The 18512-nt window shown below is 57.7% G+C and carries 19 protein-coding genes and 2 tRNA genes; 17 read left to right on the forward strand and 4 right to left on the reverse strand.

What is annotated here, in order from left to right:
- Positions 1–68: 68 nt before the first annotated feature.
- From PA598K_RS31790 to PA598K_RS31845, 13 genes are all read left to right on the forward strand, one after another.
- Positions 69–956: a hypothetical protein gene (locus PA598K_RS31790; protein ID WP_185602342.1), complete on the forward strand. Its 888-nt coding sequence runs from the start codon at positions 69–71 to the stop codon at positions 954–956.
- 340 nt (positions 957–1296) lie between these two features.
- Positions 1297–2754: an IMP dehydrogenase gene (guaB, locus tag PA598K_RS31795; protein ID WP_128660790.1), complete on the forward strand. Its 1458-nt coding sequence runs from the start codon at positions 1297–1299 to the stop codon at positions 2752–2754.
- Positions 2755–2931: 177 nt separating this feature from the next.
- A complete protein-coding gene (locus tag PA598K_RS31800; protein ID WP_128660791.1) occupies positions 2932–4254 on the forward strand; it encodes a D-alanyl-D-alanine carboxypeptidase family protein in 1323 nt (440 codons plus the stop codon).
- 84 nt (positions 4255–4338) lie between these two features.
- Positions 4339–5220 carry a pyridoxal 5'-phosphate synthase lyase subunit PdxS gene (gene pdxS / locus PA598K_RS31805; protein ID WP_128660792.1) on the forward strand — a complete coding sequence of 294 codons (882 nt, stop codon included), beginning with the start codon at positions 4339–4341 and terminating at the stop codon, positions 5218–5220.
- Between the two features lie 34 nt (positions 5221–5254).
- Positions 5255–5830: a pyridoxal 5'-phosphate synthase glutaminase subunit PdxT gene (gene pdxT / locus PA598K_RS31810; RefSeq protein ID WP_128660793.1), complete on the forward strand. Its 576-nt coding sequence runs from the start codon at positions 5255–5257 to the stop codon at positions 5828–5830.
- 41 nt (positions 5831–5871) lie between these two features.
- Positions 5872–7158: a serine--tRNA ligase gene (gene serS, locus PA598K_RS31815; protein ID WP_128660794.1), complete on the forward strand. Its 1287-nt coding sequence runs from the start codon at positions 5872–5874 to the stop codon at positions 7156–7158.
- Positions 7159–7189: 31 nt separating this feature from the next.
- Positions 7190–7534 (forward strand): hypothetical protein, encoded by a 345-nt coding sequence (locus tag PA598K_RS31820; protein ID WP_128660795.1) that lies wholly within the window; start codon positions 7190–7192, stop codon positions 7532–7534.
- 31 nt (positions 7535–7565) lie between these two features.
- Positions 7566–7654, forward strand: a tRNA-Ser gene (locus PA598K_RS31825).
- A 109-nt stretch (positions 7655–7763) separates the two neighbouring features.
- Positions 7764–8111, forward strand: coding sequence for a hypothetical protein (locus PA598K_RS31830; protein WP_128660796.1), 348 nt, complete (start codon positions 7764–7766; stop codon positions 8109–8111).
- Positions 8112–8135: 24 nt separating this feature from the next.
- On the forward strand, positions 8136–8309 hold the full coding sequence (locus PA598K_RS36705) for a hypothetical protein (RefSeq protein WP_185602343.1): 174 nt from the start codon (positions 8136–8138) through the stop codon (positions 8307–8309).
- Between the two features lie 33 nt (positions 8310–8342).
- Entirely contained in the window at positions 8343–8489 is a 147-nt protein-coding gene (locus PA598K_RS31835) for a small acid-soluble spore protein P (RefSeq protein WP_128660797.1), read from the forward strand.
- A 154-nt stretch (positions 8490–8643) separates the two neighbouring features.
- Positions 8644–9732, forward strand: coding sequence for a hypothetical protein (locus PA598K_RS31840; protein ID WP_128660798.1), 1089 nt, complete (start codon positions 8644–8646; stop codon positions 9730–9732).
- A gap of 205 nt (positions 9733–9937) precedes the next feature.
- On the forward strand, positions 9938–11071 hold the full coding sequence (locus PA598K_RS31845; RefSeq protein WP_128660799.1) for a hypothetical protein: 1134 nt from the start codon (positions 9938–9940) through the stop codon (positions 11069–11071).
- Between the two features lie 231 nt (positions 11072–11302).
- Here PA598K_RS31845 and PA598K_RS31850 read toward each other — a convergent pair.
- Positions 11303–11378, reverse strand: a tRNA-Arg gene (locus PA598K_RS31850).
- A 224-nt stretch (positions 11379–11602) separates the two neighbouring features.
- Between PA598K_RS31850 and PA598K_RS31855 the strand changes: the two genes are divergently transcribed.
- Together PA598K_RS31855 and PA598K_RS31860 are read left to right on the forward strand one after the other, a co-directional pair.
- Positions 11603–12391: a PilZ domain-containing protein gene (locus PA598K_RS31855; protein ID WP_128660800.1), complete on the forward strand. Its 789-nt coding sequence runs from the start codon at positions 11603–11605 to the stop codon at positions 12389–12391.
- 148 nt (positions 12392–12539) lie between these two features.
- Positions 12540–12743, forward strand: a complete 204-nt coding sequence (locus PA598K_RS31860; RefSeq protein ID WP_128660801.1) for an aspartyl-phosphate phosphatase Spo0E family protein — start codon at positions 12540–12542, stop codon at positions 12741–12743.
- Positions 12744–12748: 5 nt separating this feature from the next.
- Here the strand turns inward: PA598K_RS31860 and tadA are convergent, their stop codons facing one another.
- Positions 12749–13225, reverse strand: a complete 477-nt coding sequence (gene tadA, locus PA598K_RS31865) for a tRNA adenosine(34) deaminase TadA (RefSeq protein ID WP_128660802.1) — start codon at positions 13223–13225, stop codon at positions 12749–12751.
- A 308-nt stretch (positions 13226–13533) separates the two neighbouring features.
- Here tadA and PA598K_RS31870 point away from each other — a divergent pair, with 308 nt between their 5' ends.
- Together PA598K_RS31870 and rluF are read left to right on the forward strand one after the other, a co-directional pair.
- On the forward strand, positions 13534–15822 hold the full coding sequence (locus PA598K_RS31870; protein WP_260405718.1) for an ATP-binding protein: 2289 nt from the start codon (positions 13534–13536) through the stop codon (positions 15820–15822).
- A gap of 34 nt (positions 15823–15856) precedes the next feature.
- Positions 15857–16558 (forward strand): 23S rRNA pseudouridine(2604) synthase RluF, encoded by a 702-nt coding sequence (gene rluF / locus PA598K_RS31875; RefSeq protein ID WP_128660803.1) that lies wholly within the window; start codon positions 15857–15859, stop codon positions 16556–16558.
- A 26-nt stretch (positions 16559–16584) separates the two neighbouring features.
- Here the strand turns inward: rluF and PA598K_RS31880 are convergent, their stop codons facing one another.
- Both PA598K_RS31880 and PA598K_RS31885 read right to left on the reverse strand, forming a co-directional pair.
- A complete protein-coding gene (locus PA598K_RS31880; protein ID WP_128660804.1) occupies positions 16585–17589 on the reverse strand; it encodes a class I SAM-dependent methyltransferase in 1005 nt (334 codons plus the stop codon).
- Positions 17582–18512 (reverse strand): FAD-dependent monooxygenase (locus PA598K_RS31885; protein ID WP_148092019.1); only part of this gene is annotated, 931 nt, incomplete at its 5' end. The genes PA598K_RS31880 and PA598K_RS31885, both read right to left, overlap by 8 nt.

Raw genomic sequence — 18512 nt, forward strand, 5'->3', positions numbered from 1 at the left:
TACTCGATGTTGTGCGCGGGAGCAGGTATCGGTACAATCGTGGGTAGGAAGACGAAGGAGCGATGATGATGAACATTCTCAGAGCCGAGCAAGCTGTCCAATATATCAAATCGACTGCCCGTCCGCTGGAGCAGGCAATCTATCGCCATCTGTTCGAGGAGGGTGAAGCGGATGAGGTGGTGTCGGCGCTAGCTGAGTATCAAAATGCCGACGGCGGCTTTGGCCACGGTCTGGAACCAGATCTGCAAACGCCGCTGTCATCGGCGCTAACTACGACTAACGCACTGGCTATTCTGAGCGATTTGCCTCAGAGCGAGGGGCTCTTGGAGATGGTGCATCGCGGCTTATCTTATCTCGCAGATACTTATAATGAAGCCTGCGGCGGCTGGGAGATCATCCCGGAGGGAGCCGAAGCCTCACCTCGCGCCGTCTGGTGGAAGTATGGCAGCTTCGACGCCTTTTGGGGCAACCCTAATGCGGAGATCGCGGCTTATTTCCTGGCATTCCAACAGACATATCCTTATGCTGGCGCCGCATCGCTCGTGCGGCGAGCTATCGATTACTTGCTTCATACCTCCGAGCTGACGGAGATGCACGAGATGTTATGTTACCTGCGACTGTATGAGCGTCTCGATGCGCAGCAACAGGCTGAGCTGGCTTCGCAGATCGAGCGATTTCTGGACAATTGTGTTATTCAAGACGGCAGCGAGGGATATGGAGCCCGGCCGTTGCAGATTGCAGATACTCCGGAGTCACAGTATTACTCCAAGTATGAGGGCCTGATTCCAGCAGAGCTCGATGCGTTGATTGCAGCGCAAGGCGAGGATGGCGCGTGGTTGCCCAATTGGGATTGGCACCAATACCCCGAGCATTGGCCAGCGGCTCGCGAGGCGTGGAAGGGAATCCTTACATTGAATGCGCTACGGACGCTGCGCGCTTACCATCGGTTGCCATAGCTTAAGAGCTCGGCGCTAGCACATACTATTTCTTCAGAGGGCGCGAGCCCTCTTTTCTCGTTATGGCGGGGTGGTCATTGAGGCGGTGGCAGGCGATGGGAATCGGAGCTTTCGACGGAGCCGCGACGGGCTGACGACCACCTTTCAGACCTGATTGCGGCCGGTCCTGGGCTGCTATTCCAGCGGGTATGAAAATGAAATGTAAGCTTGCCGGAGAATGCTTGACAGCCCTATACCCCTCTGCTACTATTGCAATAATATCGATCAGGGCGCAGGGCGGAAGCTGGCGCTCTTAACAGAGAATAGACGGTTAGACATAGGACAAGGAGGAACTATACTCGTGTGGGAAACCAAGTTTGCCAAAGAAGGATTAACGTTTGACGACGTGCTGCTCGTCCCCCGCAAATCTGAAGTGCTGCCTCGCAATGTAAGTCTGTCGGTGCAGCTGAGCTCGTCGGTGAAGCTCAATATGCCGGTTATCAGCGCAGGGATGGATACGGTGACGGAGTCGGCGCTGGCGATTGCCATGGCTAGAGAAGGCGGGATCGGCATTATCCATAAAAACATGTCTGTATCGGAGCAAGCCGAAGAGGTGGATCGGGTGAAGCGTTCGGAGAGTGGCGTCATCACCAACCCGTTCTCGCTGACGCCAGACCATCATGTATACGACGCCGAGGAGTTGATGGGCAAATACCGGATCTCCGGCGTGCCGATCGTCGACGGCGAGGATAAGCTGGTCGGTATCCTGACCAATCGCGACCTGCGATTCGTGCATGATTACTCGATGAAGATCAGCGAAGTGATGACGCGCGAGGAGCTCGTCACGGCGCCAGTCGGCACGACGCTGCAGCAGGCGGAGGTCCTGCTCCAGAAGCACAAGATCGAGAAGCTGCCGCTCGTCGACGACAATAACGTCCTCAAGGGCTTGATTACGATCAAGGATATCGAGAAAGCGATCCAATTCCCTGATGCGGCTAAAGACAGCCAAGGCAGATTGCTGTGCGGCGCGGCGGTCGGTATCTCCAAGGATACCTTCGAACGCGCGGAAGCGCTCGTGCAGGCTGGCATCGACGTGCTCGTCGTGGACTCGGCGCACGGCCATCATATCAACATCATCGAGACGGTTCGCAAGCTGCGGGGCATCTACCCGGAGCTGACGATCATCGCGGGCAACGTAGCGACCGGAGACGCGACGCGCGATCTGATCGAGGCTGGCGCATCGGTCGTCAAGGTCGGCATCGGACCTGGCTCGATCTGTACGACCCGCGTCATCGCCGGTATCGGCGTGCCGCAGATCACTGCTATCTATGACTGTGCGACGGTCGCGCGCGAGTATGGCATCCCGGTCATCGCCGATGGCGGCATCAAGTACTCCGGCGACATCACTAAGGCGATCGCCGCAGGCGCCAGCGCCATCATGATCGGCAGTCTGCTGGCGGGCACCGAGGAGAGCCCCGGCGAGTCGGAGATCTACCAGGGCCGCCGCTTCAAGGTCTACCGCGGCATGGGCTCGCTCGGCGCGATGAAGGAAGGCAGCAAGGACCGCTACTTCCAGGAGAACGAGAACAAGCTCGTCCCCGAGGGCATCGAGGGTCGCGTCCCGTACAAGGGGCCGCTCGCCGATACGGTGCATCAGCTGATGGGCGGTCTTCGCTCCGGTATGGGCTACTGCGGCACCGCGACGATCGAAGAGCTCAAGAACGATACGCAGTTCGTCCGGATTACCGGAGCCGGTCTGCGCGAGAGCCATCCGCATGACGTCCAGATTACCAAAGAGGCACCGAACTACTCGCTGTAAGCCTGTATTCACAGTCTCCATTATGATCGGAAAACCATCAGAGAGCAGGCAGGGGAGAGGGTGAGCCAATCACCGCATATTCCTGTCTGTTTTCTTGTTCCGGGATATAACGCTCTTGCTCTACTTGTGGTACAATGATAGACGGACTAATTACAGGTAGAGAGGGAGAGGAGTGCTGTGGTAGAGAGCCGGAAGGCGAAGCCCTGGAAGCAGGCCTTGGCCGCTTTTATGGCCATCTGGATGACATTGCTGGCAACGGCAGCCCAAGTAGACGCACGTGAGATTGAATCGGCCAACGAGTTGGGATTGCAGGTCGAATCGGCCTTCCTGATGGATGTCGCAACCGGCCAAGTACTGGTCGACATCAATGCGGATGAAGCCTTGCCGCCGGCAAGCATGTCGAAGATGATGACGGAGTATATCGTATTAGAAGAGATAACCAATGGTAATCTGCGCTGGGACGAGATAGTAACCGTAGGAGAAAATGCGGCGACTACGACACGGGGCGGGTCCCATGTCTTCCTGGCACAGGGTGACAAACATACAGTAGAAGAGCTGTTCATCGCTATGGCTGTCGGCTCTGCCAATGACGCCTCGATCGCGCTCGCCGAGCGGATCGCCGGTACGGAAGAAGCGTTCGCTCAGCGGATGAACGAAACGGCCAAACGGTTAGGCCTGACGACGGCGCACTTTATCAATGCAACTGGTCTGGGCCGCGACGACATGAGCGCCAAATACCAGCCTGCGTCGATCAGCGGCGAGACCGTCATGTCAGCTCGCGATGCGGCGATGCTGGCCTACCATATGCTGAATGAGCATGACGATTTCTTAAAGTACTCCAGCATCCCCTCCTACAAGTTTCGTGAACGGGATAAGGACCCATTGATTAACTACAACTGGATGCTCGAAGGCAACAAGGACGTACAGGCGTTTCGCATGTATGCCTATGAAGGCCTGGACGGCATGAAGACCGGCCATACCAAGGCGGCAGGGTATTGCTTCACCGGTACCGCCGAGCGCGACGGCATGCGCCTGATCAGCGTCGTGATGGGCGCGGGCAGCCAGGGCAAACGTTTCTTGGAGACGGCTAAGCTGCTGGATTACGGCTTCAACAACTTCGAGATGAAGACGATCGTCCAGCCCAAGAGCGTCGTCGAGACGGCAGAGACGATCAAGGTCAAGAAGGGCGTGCAGACGAGCGTGCCGATCGTCACGCAGAGCGATGTCAGCTTCCTCGTGAAACGCGATATCGAGCCGGATATTAAGCTGCTCGAGACCAATCTGAAGGAGCCGGACGAGCTGGTAGCGCCGCTGGAGGCCGCCACGGTCGTCGGTACAGCGACCTACGAGTATACCGATCCTGAGGGCGAAAAGATTCAGAAAACCGTCAATCTGGTAACGAATGAAGAAGTGAAAAAAGGCAGCTGGTGGAGATTGATGTTCCGGGCGATCAAGGATTTCTTCGTTGATCTGTTCAACGGCATCGTCGGCTTGTTCTAAAGACAGCGGTTGGTTCATGGATTCATTTATCATATAAGGTTAGATTAATAACGATACGTATAGACCCAGGGAGGAAGAAGAGCAATGGAAACAGGTACTTCACGTGTAAAACGCGGCATGGCCGAGATGCAAAAAGGCGGCGTCATCATGGACGTCATGAATGCAGAGCAAGCAAAAATCGCTGAAGCGGCAGGCGCAACCGCCGTTATGGCGCTGGAGCGCGTACCTTCGGATATCCGCGCTGCTGGCGGCGTCGCCCGTATGGCAGATCCGACCGTCACCGAGCAAGTGCTGAACGCTGTCTCCATCCCGGTAATGGCAAAGGCCAGAATCGGTCACTTCGTCGAGGCGAAGGTACTGGAGTCGATGGGCGTCGATTATATCGACGAGAGCGAAGTGCTGACACCGGCAGACGAAGTGTTCCATATCGACAAGACCGGCTTCACCGTGCCGTTCGTCTGTGGCGCCAAGGACCTCGGAGAAGCGCTGCGCCGGATCGGCGAAGGCGCGTCGATGCTGCGTACGAAGGGTGAGCCAGGTACTGGCAACATCGTCGAAGCAGTACGTCACCTGCGTCTGATCAACGGACAGATCCGCAAGGTGCAGAACCTGTCCAAGGACGAGCTGTACCATGAGGCCAAGACACTGGGCGTGGCGTACGACCTGCTCCTGGCCGTCCATGAGACGGGCCGTCTGCCAGTCGTCAACTTCGCAGCTGGCGGCGTAGCGACGCCTTCCGACGCGGCGCTGATGATGCACCTGGGCGCAGACGGCGTATTCGTCGGCTCCGGTATCTTCAAGTCGGACAGCCCGGAGAAGTTCGCTCGTGCGATCGTCGAAGCGACGACGCACTATGAGGACTATAAGCTGATCGCCGAAGTGTCCAAAAACCTTGGCGCGCCGATGAAGGGCATCGAGATCTCCAAGCTGGCCGGCTCGGACCGGATGCAGGACCGCAGCCTGTAATCGCTGATCGATCAGCAAGAAAGAAGGACAAGCAATGAAGATTGGTGTACTGGCGCTGCAAGGCGCCGTAGCTGAACATATGAAGAGTATCGAGCTGGCTGGCGGCGAGCCGGTCGCCATCAAGCGAACGGAGCAGCTCGCCCAACTGGACGGCTTGATCATCCCGGGCGGCGAGAGCACGGTCATCGGCCGGCTCATGCGCAAGTACGAATTCATCGAAGCGCTGCGCGAGTTCTCCTCGCAGGGCAAGCCGATGTTCGGCACCTGCGCCGGCATGATCGTACTGGCTGCGCGCATCGAGGGGCAGGATGAAGCCCATCTGGAGCTGATGGACATGACGGTGGCGCGCAATGCCTTCGGCCGGCAGCGGGAGAGCTTCGAGACCGACCTGCCGGTCAAGGGTATCGAAGAGACGGTACGGGCGGTATTCATCCGGGCGCCGCTCGTGACGCAGGTGGGACCGGAGGTCGACGTGCTGTCGACGTATAGAGATGAGATCGTCTTGGTGCGGCAGGGACATCTGCTGGCATGCTCGTACCACCCGGAGCTGACCAGCGACTACCGGATGCATAGTTACTTCCTGGATATGATCCGGGAGAACCGGGCTTAAGACACCGAATTACAAGGTTGCAGAGAGGATGACTTCCACTCGTGTTAGATATCAAAAGACTGAGAACGGACTTCGACGGCGTACAGGAGACGCTAGCCAAGCGGGGCGCCTCAGCCGCCGAAGCGCTGGCTGGCTTCACCGCGCTGGATACGAAGCGCCGCGACATCTTGCAAGAAACCGAACAGCTCAAAAATCGTCGCAACACCGTGTCCCAGGAGGTCGCCCAGCTCAAAAAGTCGGGCGGCGACGCCGAGGCGCTCATCCTGGAGATGCGCGAGGTAGGCGATCGGATCAAGGCGCTTGACGAAGCGCTGCGCGGGCTGGAGGAGCAGATCGACGAAGTGATGCTGTCCGTGCCCAACTTGCCGCATGACAGCGTGCCGACGGGCGCTTCGGAGGAGGATAACGTCGAGGTTCGTCGGGTCGGCGAGCCGCGCGTATTCGACAGCTTCGAACCGAAAGCACACTGGGACGTAGCTGCGGGGCTGGGTATCCTCGACTTCGAGGCTGCCGCCAAGGTCGCAGGCTCGCGATTCGTCTTCTATAAGGGGCTCGGCGCGCGGCTAGAGCGGGCGCTAATCAACTTCATGATGGATCTGCACAGCGACCGCCACGGCTATGAGGAGGTGCTGCCGCCTCAGATCGTCAATCGCGACAGTCTGGTCGGCACCGGACAGCTGCCCAAGTTCGAGGAGGATCTGTTCAAGCTCGCCGATACGGAATATTTCATGATCCCTACGGCGGAGGTGCCCGTCACCAACATCCACCGCGACGAGATCCTCGCTGGAGACGAGCTGCCCAAGCATTATGTCGCCTACTCGGCGTGCTTCCGTTCGGAGGCCGGCTCGGCTGGTCGGGACACGCGTGGACTGATCCGCCAGCATCAATTCAACAAGGTCGAGCTGATCAAGGTCGTCAAGCCAGAGGACTCGTACCGTGAGCTCGAGGCGATGACTGCGGATGCGGAGCGTGTCCTGCTGCTGCTGGACTTGCCATATCGGGTGCTGACGCTCTGTACTGGCGATATGGGCTTCACAGCGGCCAAGACGTACGATCTCGAAGTATGGCTGCCGGAGTGCGGCATGTACCGCGAGATCTCGTCCTGCTCCAACTGCGAGGACTTCCAGGCGCGTCGGGCGGCGATTCGTTACCGTCCAGAGCCGAAGGCCAAGCCGGAGTTCGTGCATACGCTTAATGGCTCCGGGCTAGCCGTCGGACGTACCGTTGCGGCGATCCTGGAGAACTACCAGCAGGCTGACGGTTCGGTCGTTGTCCCCGAGGCCTTGCGCCCGTACATGGGCAATCTCGATGTGATTCGTCCGCGTTAATCCGTGGATATGGAGATTACTGGTTTACACCATGCGCTATCTGAGCGCATGGTGTTTTTTTGCGGGCATTGACAACCAGACCTCCGAGCAGGCCGATAGATCGGCCACCGTCACCTATGAGTCTGAGCGGGGGCCAATCGAGATCTCGGCGCATCCGCAGCGTATCGCCGCACTGATGAATGCGCCTAACGTCCTGGCTGCAGGAGGCGGGCTGATCGGCGTAGATCAATGGACCCAGGGCAATTCGCTGTTCATGGAGCGACTTAATGGCGTCAAGGTCGTCTTGAAGCGGACCTGGAGGAGATCCACAGCCGCCACATACAGCGACCCGATCTCGCTCGAAGCGATGCTGGACATCTTCCGGCAAGAGTGGTAAAATACTTCTGTTGCATGAATGTACATTACCTGGAGAGATACCGAAGCGGTCATAACGGGGCGGTCTTGAAAACCGTTAGGGTGCAAGCCCACGTGGGTTCGAATCCCACTCTCTCCGCCATATTCTTTTCTATAAAGATCAACGAACCCGTCGAGCGCGCTCGGCGGTTTTTTTCTGTATAAAATCGTCGGTCGGATGCCATAGTAACGCTATGGAGGTGGGAATACCGATGGCAAAAAAGGACGAGCTGCAGCTCGATCAGAGACAACTGACGGAGGCTTGGGAGAACACGCTGCCTGAGCGCATCCATCATGGGGATCACGCTGTCGTCAAAGCGGATGAAGCGGATGAGCGGAGTCTGCGTGTGACGATCCGGACAGCGGGGCATCAGCAATATGATTTTGACTTCCTCGTAACGTATGTGGATAGCCGCGAGGTTGCCGTAAGGCTGGTCGATGTCGAGAAAGCTGGCGTATCAGTTGATGAGCGAACCGAGCCGATCCAACAGCTCATACAAGATTACACGCGGCACCTGCATGAGTGCGCGCAGGCGCTGCATCACCTGACGCATGCTTGATGTGACTAAAGGAGGAGATCGTCCATGACTTCCCATGAGCAGCCTGACAAAAACTTGGCGGGTGTGTCTAAAGACCTGGAGCAGACCGCAGTCAACAGCCATCAGGCGCAGCAGCAACAGCAGGATAAAAACGACCGGCGGCATCAGGATGCGCTCAATCATGACGAGCCGACCGATCTGGAGCATCAGCGCAGCTAGTCGAGGCAACACGAGTACAGGAGGTTACAGTCGATGAGCAAGCCGAAGAGTCAACCGGTACCCGAAGCAACGCCGACGCAGCATGAGCGACCTCGCTCAGACCAGCGTCAGGAGAAGCATTCAGGCTCCAAGGACACCAAACAAGCCAATCATGTGGACCATCACAACCCGCAAGGATAGCGTTTTCTTCGCATAGAACTCCCGGATTTGAGAGGGTACACCTCAAATTCTGGGAGTTTTTTAATGTTTCATTGGCTTTCATCTTGGGTTAAGTTGTAATAGAATGGGTGTGTTGTGCGACTGAGCACGCAGACAATTGGGGAGGGAAACAGGTTTGTACAACAGAAATAAACAATGGGCAAAGCTGACTATGCTTATGATCATCGTGGCGCTGGCGTTGCTTGGGTGCAGCACCAAGGAGCCCAAAGAAGCGGTTACGCAAGCTTTTGCGAACTCGATGCTAATGAAATCCTATACGTTCACCGGATCGATGAAGCTCAATGAGCTGACGATCCCGACGGAAGCGCTGGACAACGATCCAACGTCATTGGCTATCATGGATACGCTGCGCGGTGCGGAGATCAGCGTCTCGGGAGCGTATCAGGAGGATCCGATGCGTCTGGAGATGACGCTTGATCTGGCGCTCCAAGGGGACTTCTCCATGAATCTCTCGGTGCCGATGATCATGACAGCGGACATGATGTATATCAAGATCCCGACGATTCCGATGATGCCGATGGAAGGCCTCGCCGGCAAGTATATCGAAGTCGACATGAACGAGCTCAGCGAGCTGGCCGAGGAAGAGACCATGACGCCGATGCCGGAGCTGAATGTCGAGTCGGTGCGCAAGATGATGCAGGATTTTGCAGGCGTCCTGCTCAAGCATTATGAAGAGGGCGTATACTTCACTGCAGCGGACGAAGAGGAACTTAAGGCCAAGCCGGAGGGCATGTCCGCCGACCAGATCGTCAAGTTCGCTGTTAACGAGGGCAATATCGACGACTTCGTGACGAAGCTGATCCGGCAGGTGGGACCGGAGATCCTCCAGCTGATCGCTGGCAATGAAGAGTACAAAGCCACGCTCCAGCTGACCGATGCCGATATCGAAGCCGCTCAGGGGGAGCTGGCCGAGATCAAGGACGAGGATCTGCAAGCGGGTCTCGACGAGATGAAGGAAGTTGTGACGGTCAATGAGATCAATACGATCGCAGCCATCAAGGACGACTACATCCGTTATCAGGAAGTGAATGTCAATGTCGACATCCTGAATGAAGATCAGACGATGACGCTGGGCTTCTTCACCACCAGCGCCTACGACAATATTAACCAGGACGTCGAGTTCCAGCTCGATATCCCAACAGACGCAATCCCGTTGGAAGAGCTCTACAACATGGGACCTGCGATGGGTGACCTAATGCCATGAGTCCATCCGGCAGAGGGGCTGTCTGCCGCGTCATCGACTGATGATGCGGCGAGGCGGCCCCTCTGCTGCGGAAAGGCGGGATCTAAAGAAATTATAAAGAAGTCGCCTAAAGTGTATCCTTATCGTTTCTTGCTTCGTACATAGGGGTAAGAAAAACGTGAAACAGCAAGAATTATCCATCTGCACATAAAGGGAGAGGTCCATAATGAACATGAAGTCATCCATAGTAAAGCTCGCTGCCGTCCTGCTGGTCGGCAGTATGATCGCGGCAGGCTGCTCAAGCGAAAGCAAAAATGATCCGCCGCCGCCAGTCAACACGAATGCCAACAGCAATGCCGAGCAAGGAGCCGACAATGATACGGATAAAGAGCCCGAGGCTCCGACCGTCAAAGGATCGCCGTTGCTCAGTCAGAACGAGGATATGCAGATTACGATTCCGAAGGATTGGAAGGAAGACAACCAGCTGAATCCTGTCGCGCGTCTGAGCGCCTCCAATCGCGCCAAGGAGAAGTACATCATGGTCATCGCTACCTCCAAGGGCGACTTGGCCGATAATGCGACGATGGACGATTATATCAAGATCTTCAACGAGAATACAGCGCCTTCGGTCGAGAACTTCTCGCCGTCGGAACCAACCGACACCACTATCGACGGCGCACCTGCCAAGCAAGTCGAGATTACCGGCGAGGTGCAGAAGATCAAGGTGCATTATCTGGCGACCTTCGTCGAGAAGGACGATGCGTTCTATCAAGTCGTCTCGTGGTCGACGCAAAAGCAGTTCCCGGGCTATCGGGATGAGTTCAACGCGATCTCGCATAGCCTGCAAGTGCTGAAGCCGCTGGAGGCGACCACGCAGCCGGATGGCGGCAACGCCGACCTGGAGGTCTATGAGGGCAGCAGCGAGAACTTCCAGATCATGCTGCCAGGCGACTGGTCGGAGGAGACGATGCTGACGCCAGGAGCGGACATCCAGGCAGCACGGATGGCGCAGGAGGACTACTTGGCGATCATCACCGAAGAAAAGTCGACGTTCGCAGACGATGTGACCCTCGAAGGATATCTCGACATGGTACTGCAAAATGGCATGCTCGAGGCGATCGAGAACCCGGAGAAGTCCGAGCACAAAAACATTACCGTCAACGGCAAGCCTGCCATCCAGTTCACGCTGACCGGGTCGATCGAGAAGGTCAAGGTTGGTTACCTGTTCACCGTGGTGGAGACGGACAATGAATACTCCCAGGTCATCTTCTGGACGCTGCAGCAGATGCTCGACCAGAAGATCCCTGCATACCAGGAGTACCTGCAAACCTTTGGCGAGAAGGGCGGCTCGGCAATCTAAGCTGGCTCCCCTGCATAAGCGACGCAGCATCACAGGATCGAGAGACTTACAATAGGATCGACTACAGGCGCAGCGGCCATGCCGCTGCGCCTGTAGTGCGTAAGGCAAGGCACAACTCACCGCGTGCTTCAGTGCAAACAAAAATAGGCTGCTCGCAAGAAAGCGAGCAGCCTGGTCATGCCGCCCTCCAGGGGCGGCTTATGTATGGCGGGTGTATGAGTGTGCATGAGCTGGCGGCCCCGAGATGAATCGAACATCCGACACCACGTTTAGGAAACGTGTGCTCTATCCGCTGAGCTACGGGGCCACAGCAAACCTTATTATAGCATATTCCAGAGGGCCGCGCTATCCTGGAGCTTCGCCCGGAGGGCTGACGGTGAATCGCTCTTCGCCATGGAATACGAGCTGGTCCTGGGACCTAATCAGCTCCGCTGCAAGACCTAGAATAATTGCTGGGCAAATGGTCGGAGGTGAGGAAAGCTGGTATACTGGTAAGAGAAACCATCGGTAGGGAAGGATGCTGAGATCCAGATGAATCAACAGTCAAGGAAGGTGCAGAAGCTTTCCCTATACGGCAGCAAGGAGGGAAATGATGTCGGCGTCCTGGTGGAGGCCAAAGTGGCCATCGAGAAGCGCAACTTTGTCGCTACAGGCGTCATCACGTATGTGCTGGGCGAGATTATCGAAATCGAGCTGCCGCAGTACGATCTGTTCGGGCTAGGCGAGCAAGTAAAGCTGATCATCTATTCCCGGAGCGGGATGTTCGTCTTCGAATCAACGATCATCGCCAAGCACAATGGCGCGCTCATGGTGCTCCACCCGCCGGAGAACCGGCGCCGGTTCAACGACAAACGAGAGCATCCGCGCGTCTCGGTGGATTGCTCAGGCACCCTGCATACGATGCGCGACCCCCGCAACCGTCAGGAGTGGCAGATGCCGTCGCCGGTGGCGTTTGCTGTGGACAACCTGAGCATGGGCGGTCTGGGTCTCATGCTGACTGTGGACCTCGGGATCACGCGCACCTGGACGCTGGATGTACGGCTGGATCTCGGGTTCTCTCTGGCATGCGGGCTGGAGATCATACGCATCGACAAGTCGGCTGGCGGCTTTTATTACGGCGCTTCCTTCCGCGGACTGCCGCAGGAGCAGGCGAGCACGCTGCGCGCCTTCATCCTCAAGCGCCAGATCGAATCCCACTACGAGCAGAAGAGCAAGCTCCTCTTGCCCGAGAGTGCCGTGTCTGAGCAGACGAGGACACTAGAGGAGCAGTCGCACAAAGGTTCAGGCATGCACATCCATATCGCTTCAGAGGAGCGATAATAGTTCATTTGACGCAGATATTTGTAGATTTTTGTCGGATATTTCGTGAAAATGCCTGTATTTTGTCGACAGGTTTTTACAAATTCCTTACCCGGAAGCGCGTATACTATACTTACAGCTAGTAATGTCTAGGATAGGAGCGAGCTTCTTGGGGCGAGTATTCGATAAATCCAAACTTCTTGACCAGCTTCAACGGCTTCGCCTCCAACTGCATGAACTGGCCGAAGCGCGTGGAAGCTTGACCGACCCCGATGTATTAGCCATAAGCGAAGAGGCGGATCGCCTGATCGTAATCCTGCAGCACTTGCAAAGGTCCGAGATGAACAGCAATGTGGCGCCAGCCAGCGAGTAAGGCGCTCAGGTCGTGCGGCTTCGCAAGCGCCGGAAAAACTCGGTAAGCAGCGCTGCGCACGCTTGTTGATGAACACCACTGACCAGTTCGGTTGTATGATTGAATCGGTTGTCCTGCAATAAATTCATGAGTGTGCCCGCACAGCCTGCCTTTGGATCGGGTGTGCCGTAGATGACGCGTGCGATTCGGGACTGGACGATGGCTCCCGCACACATCGGACAGGGCTCTAGCGTAACATACAGCGAGCAGCCTAACAGCCGCCAGGCATCAAGATGCCGGCTGGCCTCCCGGATCGCCACCATCTCGGCATGCGCCGTAGGGTCGTGGCTCGTCTCCCTCAAGTTATATCCCCTGCCTATAATTTCCCCGTCCTTGACGATGACCGCGCCGATCGGTACTTCGTGCAGGGCTTCCGCCTTGCGCGCTTCGACGATGGCTTCCTGCATCCAGTATTCGTCTGCTTTCCGCTGTTCTTCTTCCATATAATGATGAGGCCTCCATACGATTGATTTCTGTCGCGAGACCGAAGTCAGGCTGTCGATAAATAGCGAATTGTGCCGCGAACAAATATTCCGTTGTTAACAGCGTGTGGATACTTTTGTGGATAACAACGCATTGTACACATTATTATACACATTTTATTCGATTTCACTGTGTGTAACTAGGATAACTTGTGCATAAGTTAGCGTAATGTTAATTCACATCTAGTTCTTTTAACGCTAGAATTTTCTGGAATCTGTGTTATGATCGAAATTAGGAAGCTATACCATATAAAAGGGTGTGTCAGCTGTTGTCGGTTAAAGCGAAGCTCGCAATCATCCTGTCCTTTATCGTCTTTATTCTGCTCGGACTTAGCATTCTCCTGCATGATTATGTGACGCGCATCGACCTGCATGAGCAGGCAGAGCAGGATATGGAGGTCGTCGCGCGGCAGTTTATGCTGTCGATCGCCAGCTACCGGCATGGTATCGGATTCATCGACCGGGAATGGGAGGAACGGCTACGGCTCGCCGCCATCGCGGCAGCCGATAGGCTCGGTCCGAGGCGGGATCAGGTCTCCGAGGCGGCGCTGAACGGAGCGGCCGGGGAGCTGGGCCTGAAGCAATTGGTCGTCCTGTCAGCCAATCAAGACCAGCCGGTCCCCATAATCGCTTCCGCTTCGCCCGCCGCCAACCTCGACAGCGCCATATGGCAGAGCCGGATGGGATGGCTGGCTGAGGAGCTGTCCAAGGTCGAGGAGACGGTCGGCTATTGGTCGCCGCCCTACGAGCCGTTGGCTGCCGGGGGGATCAACCCGGACAAATGGGGGTATTATGCCAGCGCCGAGCTGGACTACATATTGGCGGTGTCGCTGGACAATGCCAGCCTGAAGGAGGCAGTCGATGTCGTAGGACCGGCGCCTGTCTACGACAAGGCGATCCAGTCGATCGAGGCGATGGTGGAGATCCGGCTGTTCGATCTGGGGCCAAGCGCGGTCGACAACCCGCAGGAAGCGACGTATCGTCAGCTCGATCAGATGTGGTTCACCCGCTATGGCGGTACCTATGTACTGGGGACGAACCGCTACATGGAGCCGACAGACTATGAACGGGCGCAGATGGCGCTCAAGAACGGACCGGATTACCATAAGGTCGAGATGGATGGACGTACCTGGATCAAAGGGTATGTGCCCTTTGACGATGGTAGCGCTTATGTGCTGGGGATGGTGATGGACGAGCAGATCGCTGTCGATGACAAGGTGGCTGAAGAGATGCGTCAGAATATCATCATGTCGGGGCTGGCCTGGCTGGTCGTCGCTCTGTTCAGCTACTGGATCTCCGGCTTCCTGCTGCGGCCGATCCGCTCGATCCTTTGGAAGGTCAACGAAGTGTCGTCGGGACGCTTCGACGCTTCGCTGCTCGTGCGGCGCAAGGATGAATTTGGCCAGCTGGCGCTGCGCGTCAACGCCATGTCCAAAAACTTGGCGATCTACACGGCCAAGCTCAAGCAGGCCTTTGAAGAGAATCGTTCAATGAAGGAATATCTGGAGTCCTTCATTAATCATACGACGGACGCGATCCATGTCGTCGACCTCGAAGGGCGCATCACCCAGGTGAATCGCGCGTTCGAGAAGATGTTCGGCTGGAGTACGGAGGAGGCGATCGGCCAGGTGCTGCCGCTCGTGCCCGAATCGGAGCAGGAGGAGGAACGCAAAGCGGTGGAGGCGCTCCGCAGTGGCAAGCTGCTCGATGCTCGGGAGGTGCTGAGACGGACGAAATGGGGCGAGGATCTGGCCGTCAGCGTCACCACCTCGCCGATCCGCGACCGCAACGGCGCGATCGGGGCGATCGCCAGCATCACTCGGGATATGACAAGTCGCAATAAAATGGAGGAGCTGCTGCGCCAATCGGAGAAGCTGACGACCGTCGGCCAGCTGGCGGCCGGCGTCGCTCATGAGATCCGCAATCCGCTGACGACGCTGCGAGGCTTCCTGCAGTTGCAGCAGCAGACGAAAAGTCTCAATCTGCAGCACAACGATCTGATGCTCTCCGAGCTGGACCGGATCAATCTGATCGTCAGCGAGTTCCTCATCCTCGCCAAGCCGCAAGCGATCAAGTTCCAGATCAAGGACGTCCGTTACATACTTGGCGATGTGATCTCTCTGCTGGACAGTCAAGCGCATCTGTGCAATGTTGTCTTCCTGGAGCGATTCGCCGAGGAGCCGTGCACCGTGTCCTGCGAGGAAAATCAACTCAAGCAGGTATTCATCAATCTGCTCAAAAATGCAATGGAATCAATGCCCCAGGGCGGCGAGATCGAGATCTCGGTCGCCCGTACGCCAGGACAGACGATCACGATCGCTATCCGGGACCAGGGTACGGGGATACCGGAGGAGATGATCCCGAAGCTTGGGGACCCCTTCTTCACCGGGAAGGAAGCGGGCACGGGACTGGGCATCATGGTCAGTCAACGCATCATCCACAGCCACCACGGCACGATGCATATCTCCAGCACCGTCGGCGAGGGCACGACCGTAGAGCTGGTGCTGCCGGCCTCGCGGCGGGAGACGGGCGCCATGGATGAAAATGGGGTACAATAGATGCAAGACAACCAGAGCAGGAGGATCGAGCAGCATGCGTATTAACAAGTACATTAGCGAGAGCGGGTATTGCTCGCGACGCGAGGCGGACAAGCTGGTGGAGAGCGGCAGAGTGACGATCAACGGCAAGGTGGCGGAGCTCGGCAGTCAGGCCGAGAGCGGCGATGAGGTGCGGATCGACGGGCAGCCCCTGGGAGCGCACAAACAGCATGTCTATGTGGCGCTGAACAAGCCGGTAGGCATCACCAGCACGACGGAGCAGCAGATCAAGGGCAATATCGTCGATTACGTCGGCCACCCGGAGCGGATCTTCCCGATCGGTCGGCTAGACAAGGATTCGGAAGGGCTCATCCTCATGACCAATGACGGCGATATCGTCAACCGCATCCTACGGTCTGAGGGGCGGCATGAAAAGGAATACATCGTCACCGTCGATCGCCCGATCACGCCGGCTTTCGTCAAAGGGATGAGCGAGGGCGTCCGGGTGCTGGGCAGTCTCACCTTGCCCTGCCGGGTAGAGGCGCAGTCGGCCCGCACGTTCCGCATCACCCTGACGGAGGGACGCAATCGCCAGATCCGGCGGATGTGCTCGGCCTTCGGCTACCAGGTGCGACGTCTGCAGCGGGTGCGGATCATGAACATCCGTCTGGGCGAGCTGCCAAGCGGGAAATGGCGCGATCTGACCCGAGAGGAGCTGGGCGAGCTGTTCGCGACGCTGGATTACCAGCCGCAATAGTCGCATGTCGACGGCGGGCCCGATGGTTACGCTTGCTCCAGTCCGACGAAGTACCAGCTGCCCTCGCGGATGACCGGATGCTTCTCCTTGACCCGGAAGCCATGCTCGCCGGCGATCGTCTCCAGATCGGCCTCGGTCGGAAAGCCGTACAGGTTCTCATGAGAGGACATGAAGTTATTGAAGGCGGCAGAGAATGCTTGGCCGCTGCGGGTCATGTACAGGGGCGTGATCATCGAGACGGAGCCGCGCTCGCTGAGGAGCTGGCGCGCCCGATCGAGCAGTACGCCGCGTTGCTCCGGGCTGAAGTAGTGCAGGATATTGTTCATCATGATCAGATCGACTGGCGCGCCAGGACCTTCCCATTGACGGAAGTCGCCATGGACGAACTCGATGCAGGTATCGGGGCTGCTGCCGGTCTCTTTGCGCGCCTGCGCGACGACGTCCTCGTTTTGCTCGATGCCGATCAGCTTGAGCCCCTCCATCTTGGACGCGAGCTTCAACAGGTAGCCGCCATGGCCGCAGCCGATGTCGAGGATCGAGCGAGCCTGGCTCGCTCGGACCCAGTGGGACACTTTGGGGAAGGCAAGCTTCTCCAGCAGCGACGAGGTGGCTGCGACTGTCGAGCCGAATTTCTCGTTTTCGAAGGAGGGCTTGCGCTCGCCCTGCAGCAGATCGGGGAAGCGCAGCAGCGTCGGGATATGCAGCTCCATCATCTCATGCAGCAGCGCGCCTACCGACTGAGGACTGGACTTGGACACATACTCCAGCATGGCGGGCGAGGTGTGGATGCGTCCGCCCTTGCGATACAGATGGCCCAGCACCAGCCCGGTGTCGACCCAATTGTGCAGCAGCTGCGCGTCCATGCCGTTGCGCTCGGCGACGTCGGTCGTTTCCTCGCCATATGCGAAGGCGTCGAAGAGGTCGGTCTCATACCCGACATAAGCGTGCCACGCCGGCAGGAAGGAAGCGTTCTGTTTCATCCATTTGCGGGCTTGCAGCAGTCGTTTCCATTCTTTGATCGTCTCAAGCATCCTTCACTCCTCCATTCGTCGATCCGGGCGCGGCCAGGTTATCGGCCTGGGACAGCCAGGGGTAGTCTTCTCTGCTCCGGAAGCGGCGAGCCAGCCGCTCCGCCTTGGAGAGCGAGCGTTCGGCGGGCAGCAGACCGAGCTGCCGGAAGCGGTCGAACAGCGTCTCCGGCCATTCGCCAAGACCGGAGATGTTCAGCATATATTTGAAGTGCAGATAGTCGGATTGCTCGATGCGCTGCAGCACCCGGCTGCGCGCGCGCTGGACCAGATCCCCGTCGTACGAGTAGGCGAGCGCCGACAGGTGGCTGAGCTCGGAGATGAAGCGGGCTCGGCCCTGTCTGACCCGCTCGTACCAGGAGAGCGTATCGTCGATCGGGCGACCGTGCTCGTAGCTCCAGCTCACGAGATGGCCCAGGATATCGGCGTCCTGGATCGCCATGTTCATCCCCTCGCCTGCCATCGGATGGACGTTGTGCGCGGCATCGCCGAGGATCGCGATGTTGTCCCGACAGTAGCGGTCGGCGTTGTGCCGGAACGGGATCATCAGCTGGATCTCCTGCCACTTGCGGATCCCTTCCACATACCCTGAGAGATCGGGACGCAGCTCTCGATACTCCTGGTAGAACCGTTCGAGTCCTTCCCGCCGCATCGCCTTGAACTCGTCGGGCCGGATCAGGAAGACGGTGCGCACCTGGTGGTCCGGCAGCGGGAACAAGCCGAGGAAGCGGGAGCCGCGCGAGATGATCGTCGCTTCATCCAGCGTCTCCGGGCGGTCAAAGGAGACGGTCAGGAAGTGATGATTGTAGTCGGAGCGCCTTGTCTTGGTGCTCATCTCCTCTCGCATCCGCGATACCCGCCCCTCTGCCCCCACGAACAGATCGGCCTCGACGCGCAACGTCTCGTCCGGCGTCTCGACGATTGCC

Origin of the sequence: Paenibacillus sp. 598K, assembly GCF_003851045.1 — a bacterium.
In the GTDB taxonomy this organism is placed as follows: Bacteria; Bacillota; Bacilli; order Paenibacillales; family Paenibacillaceae; genus Paenibacillus_D.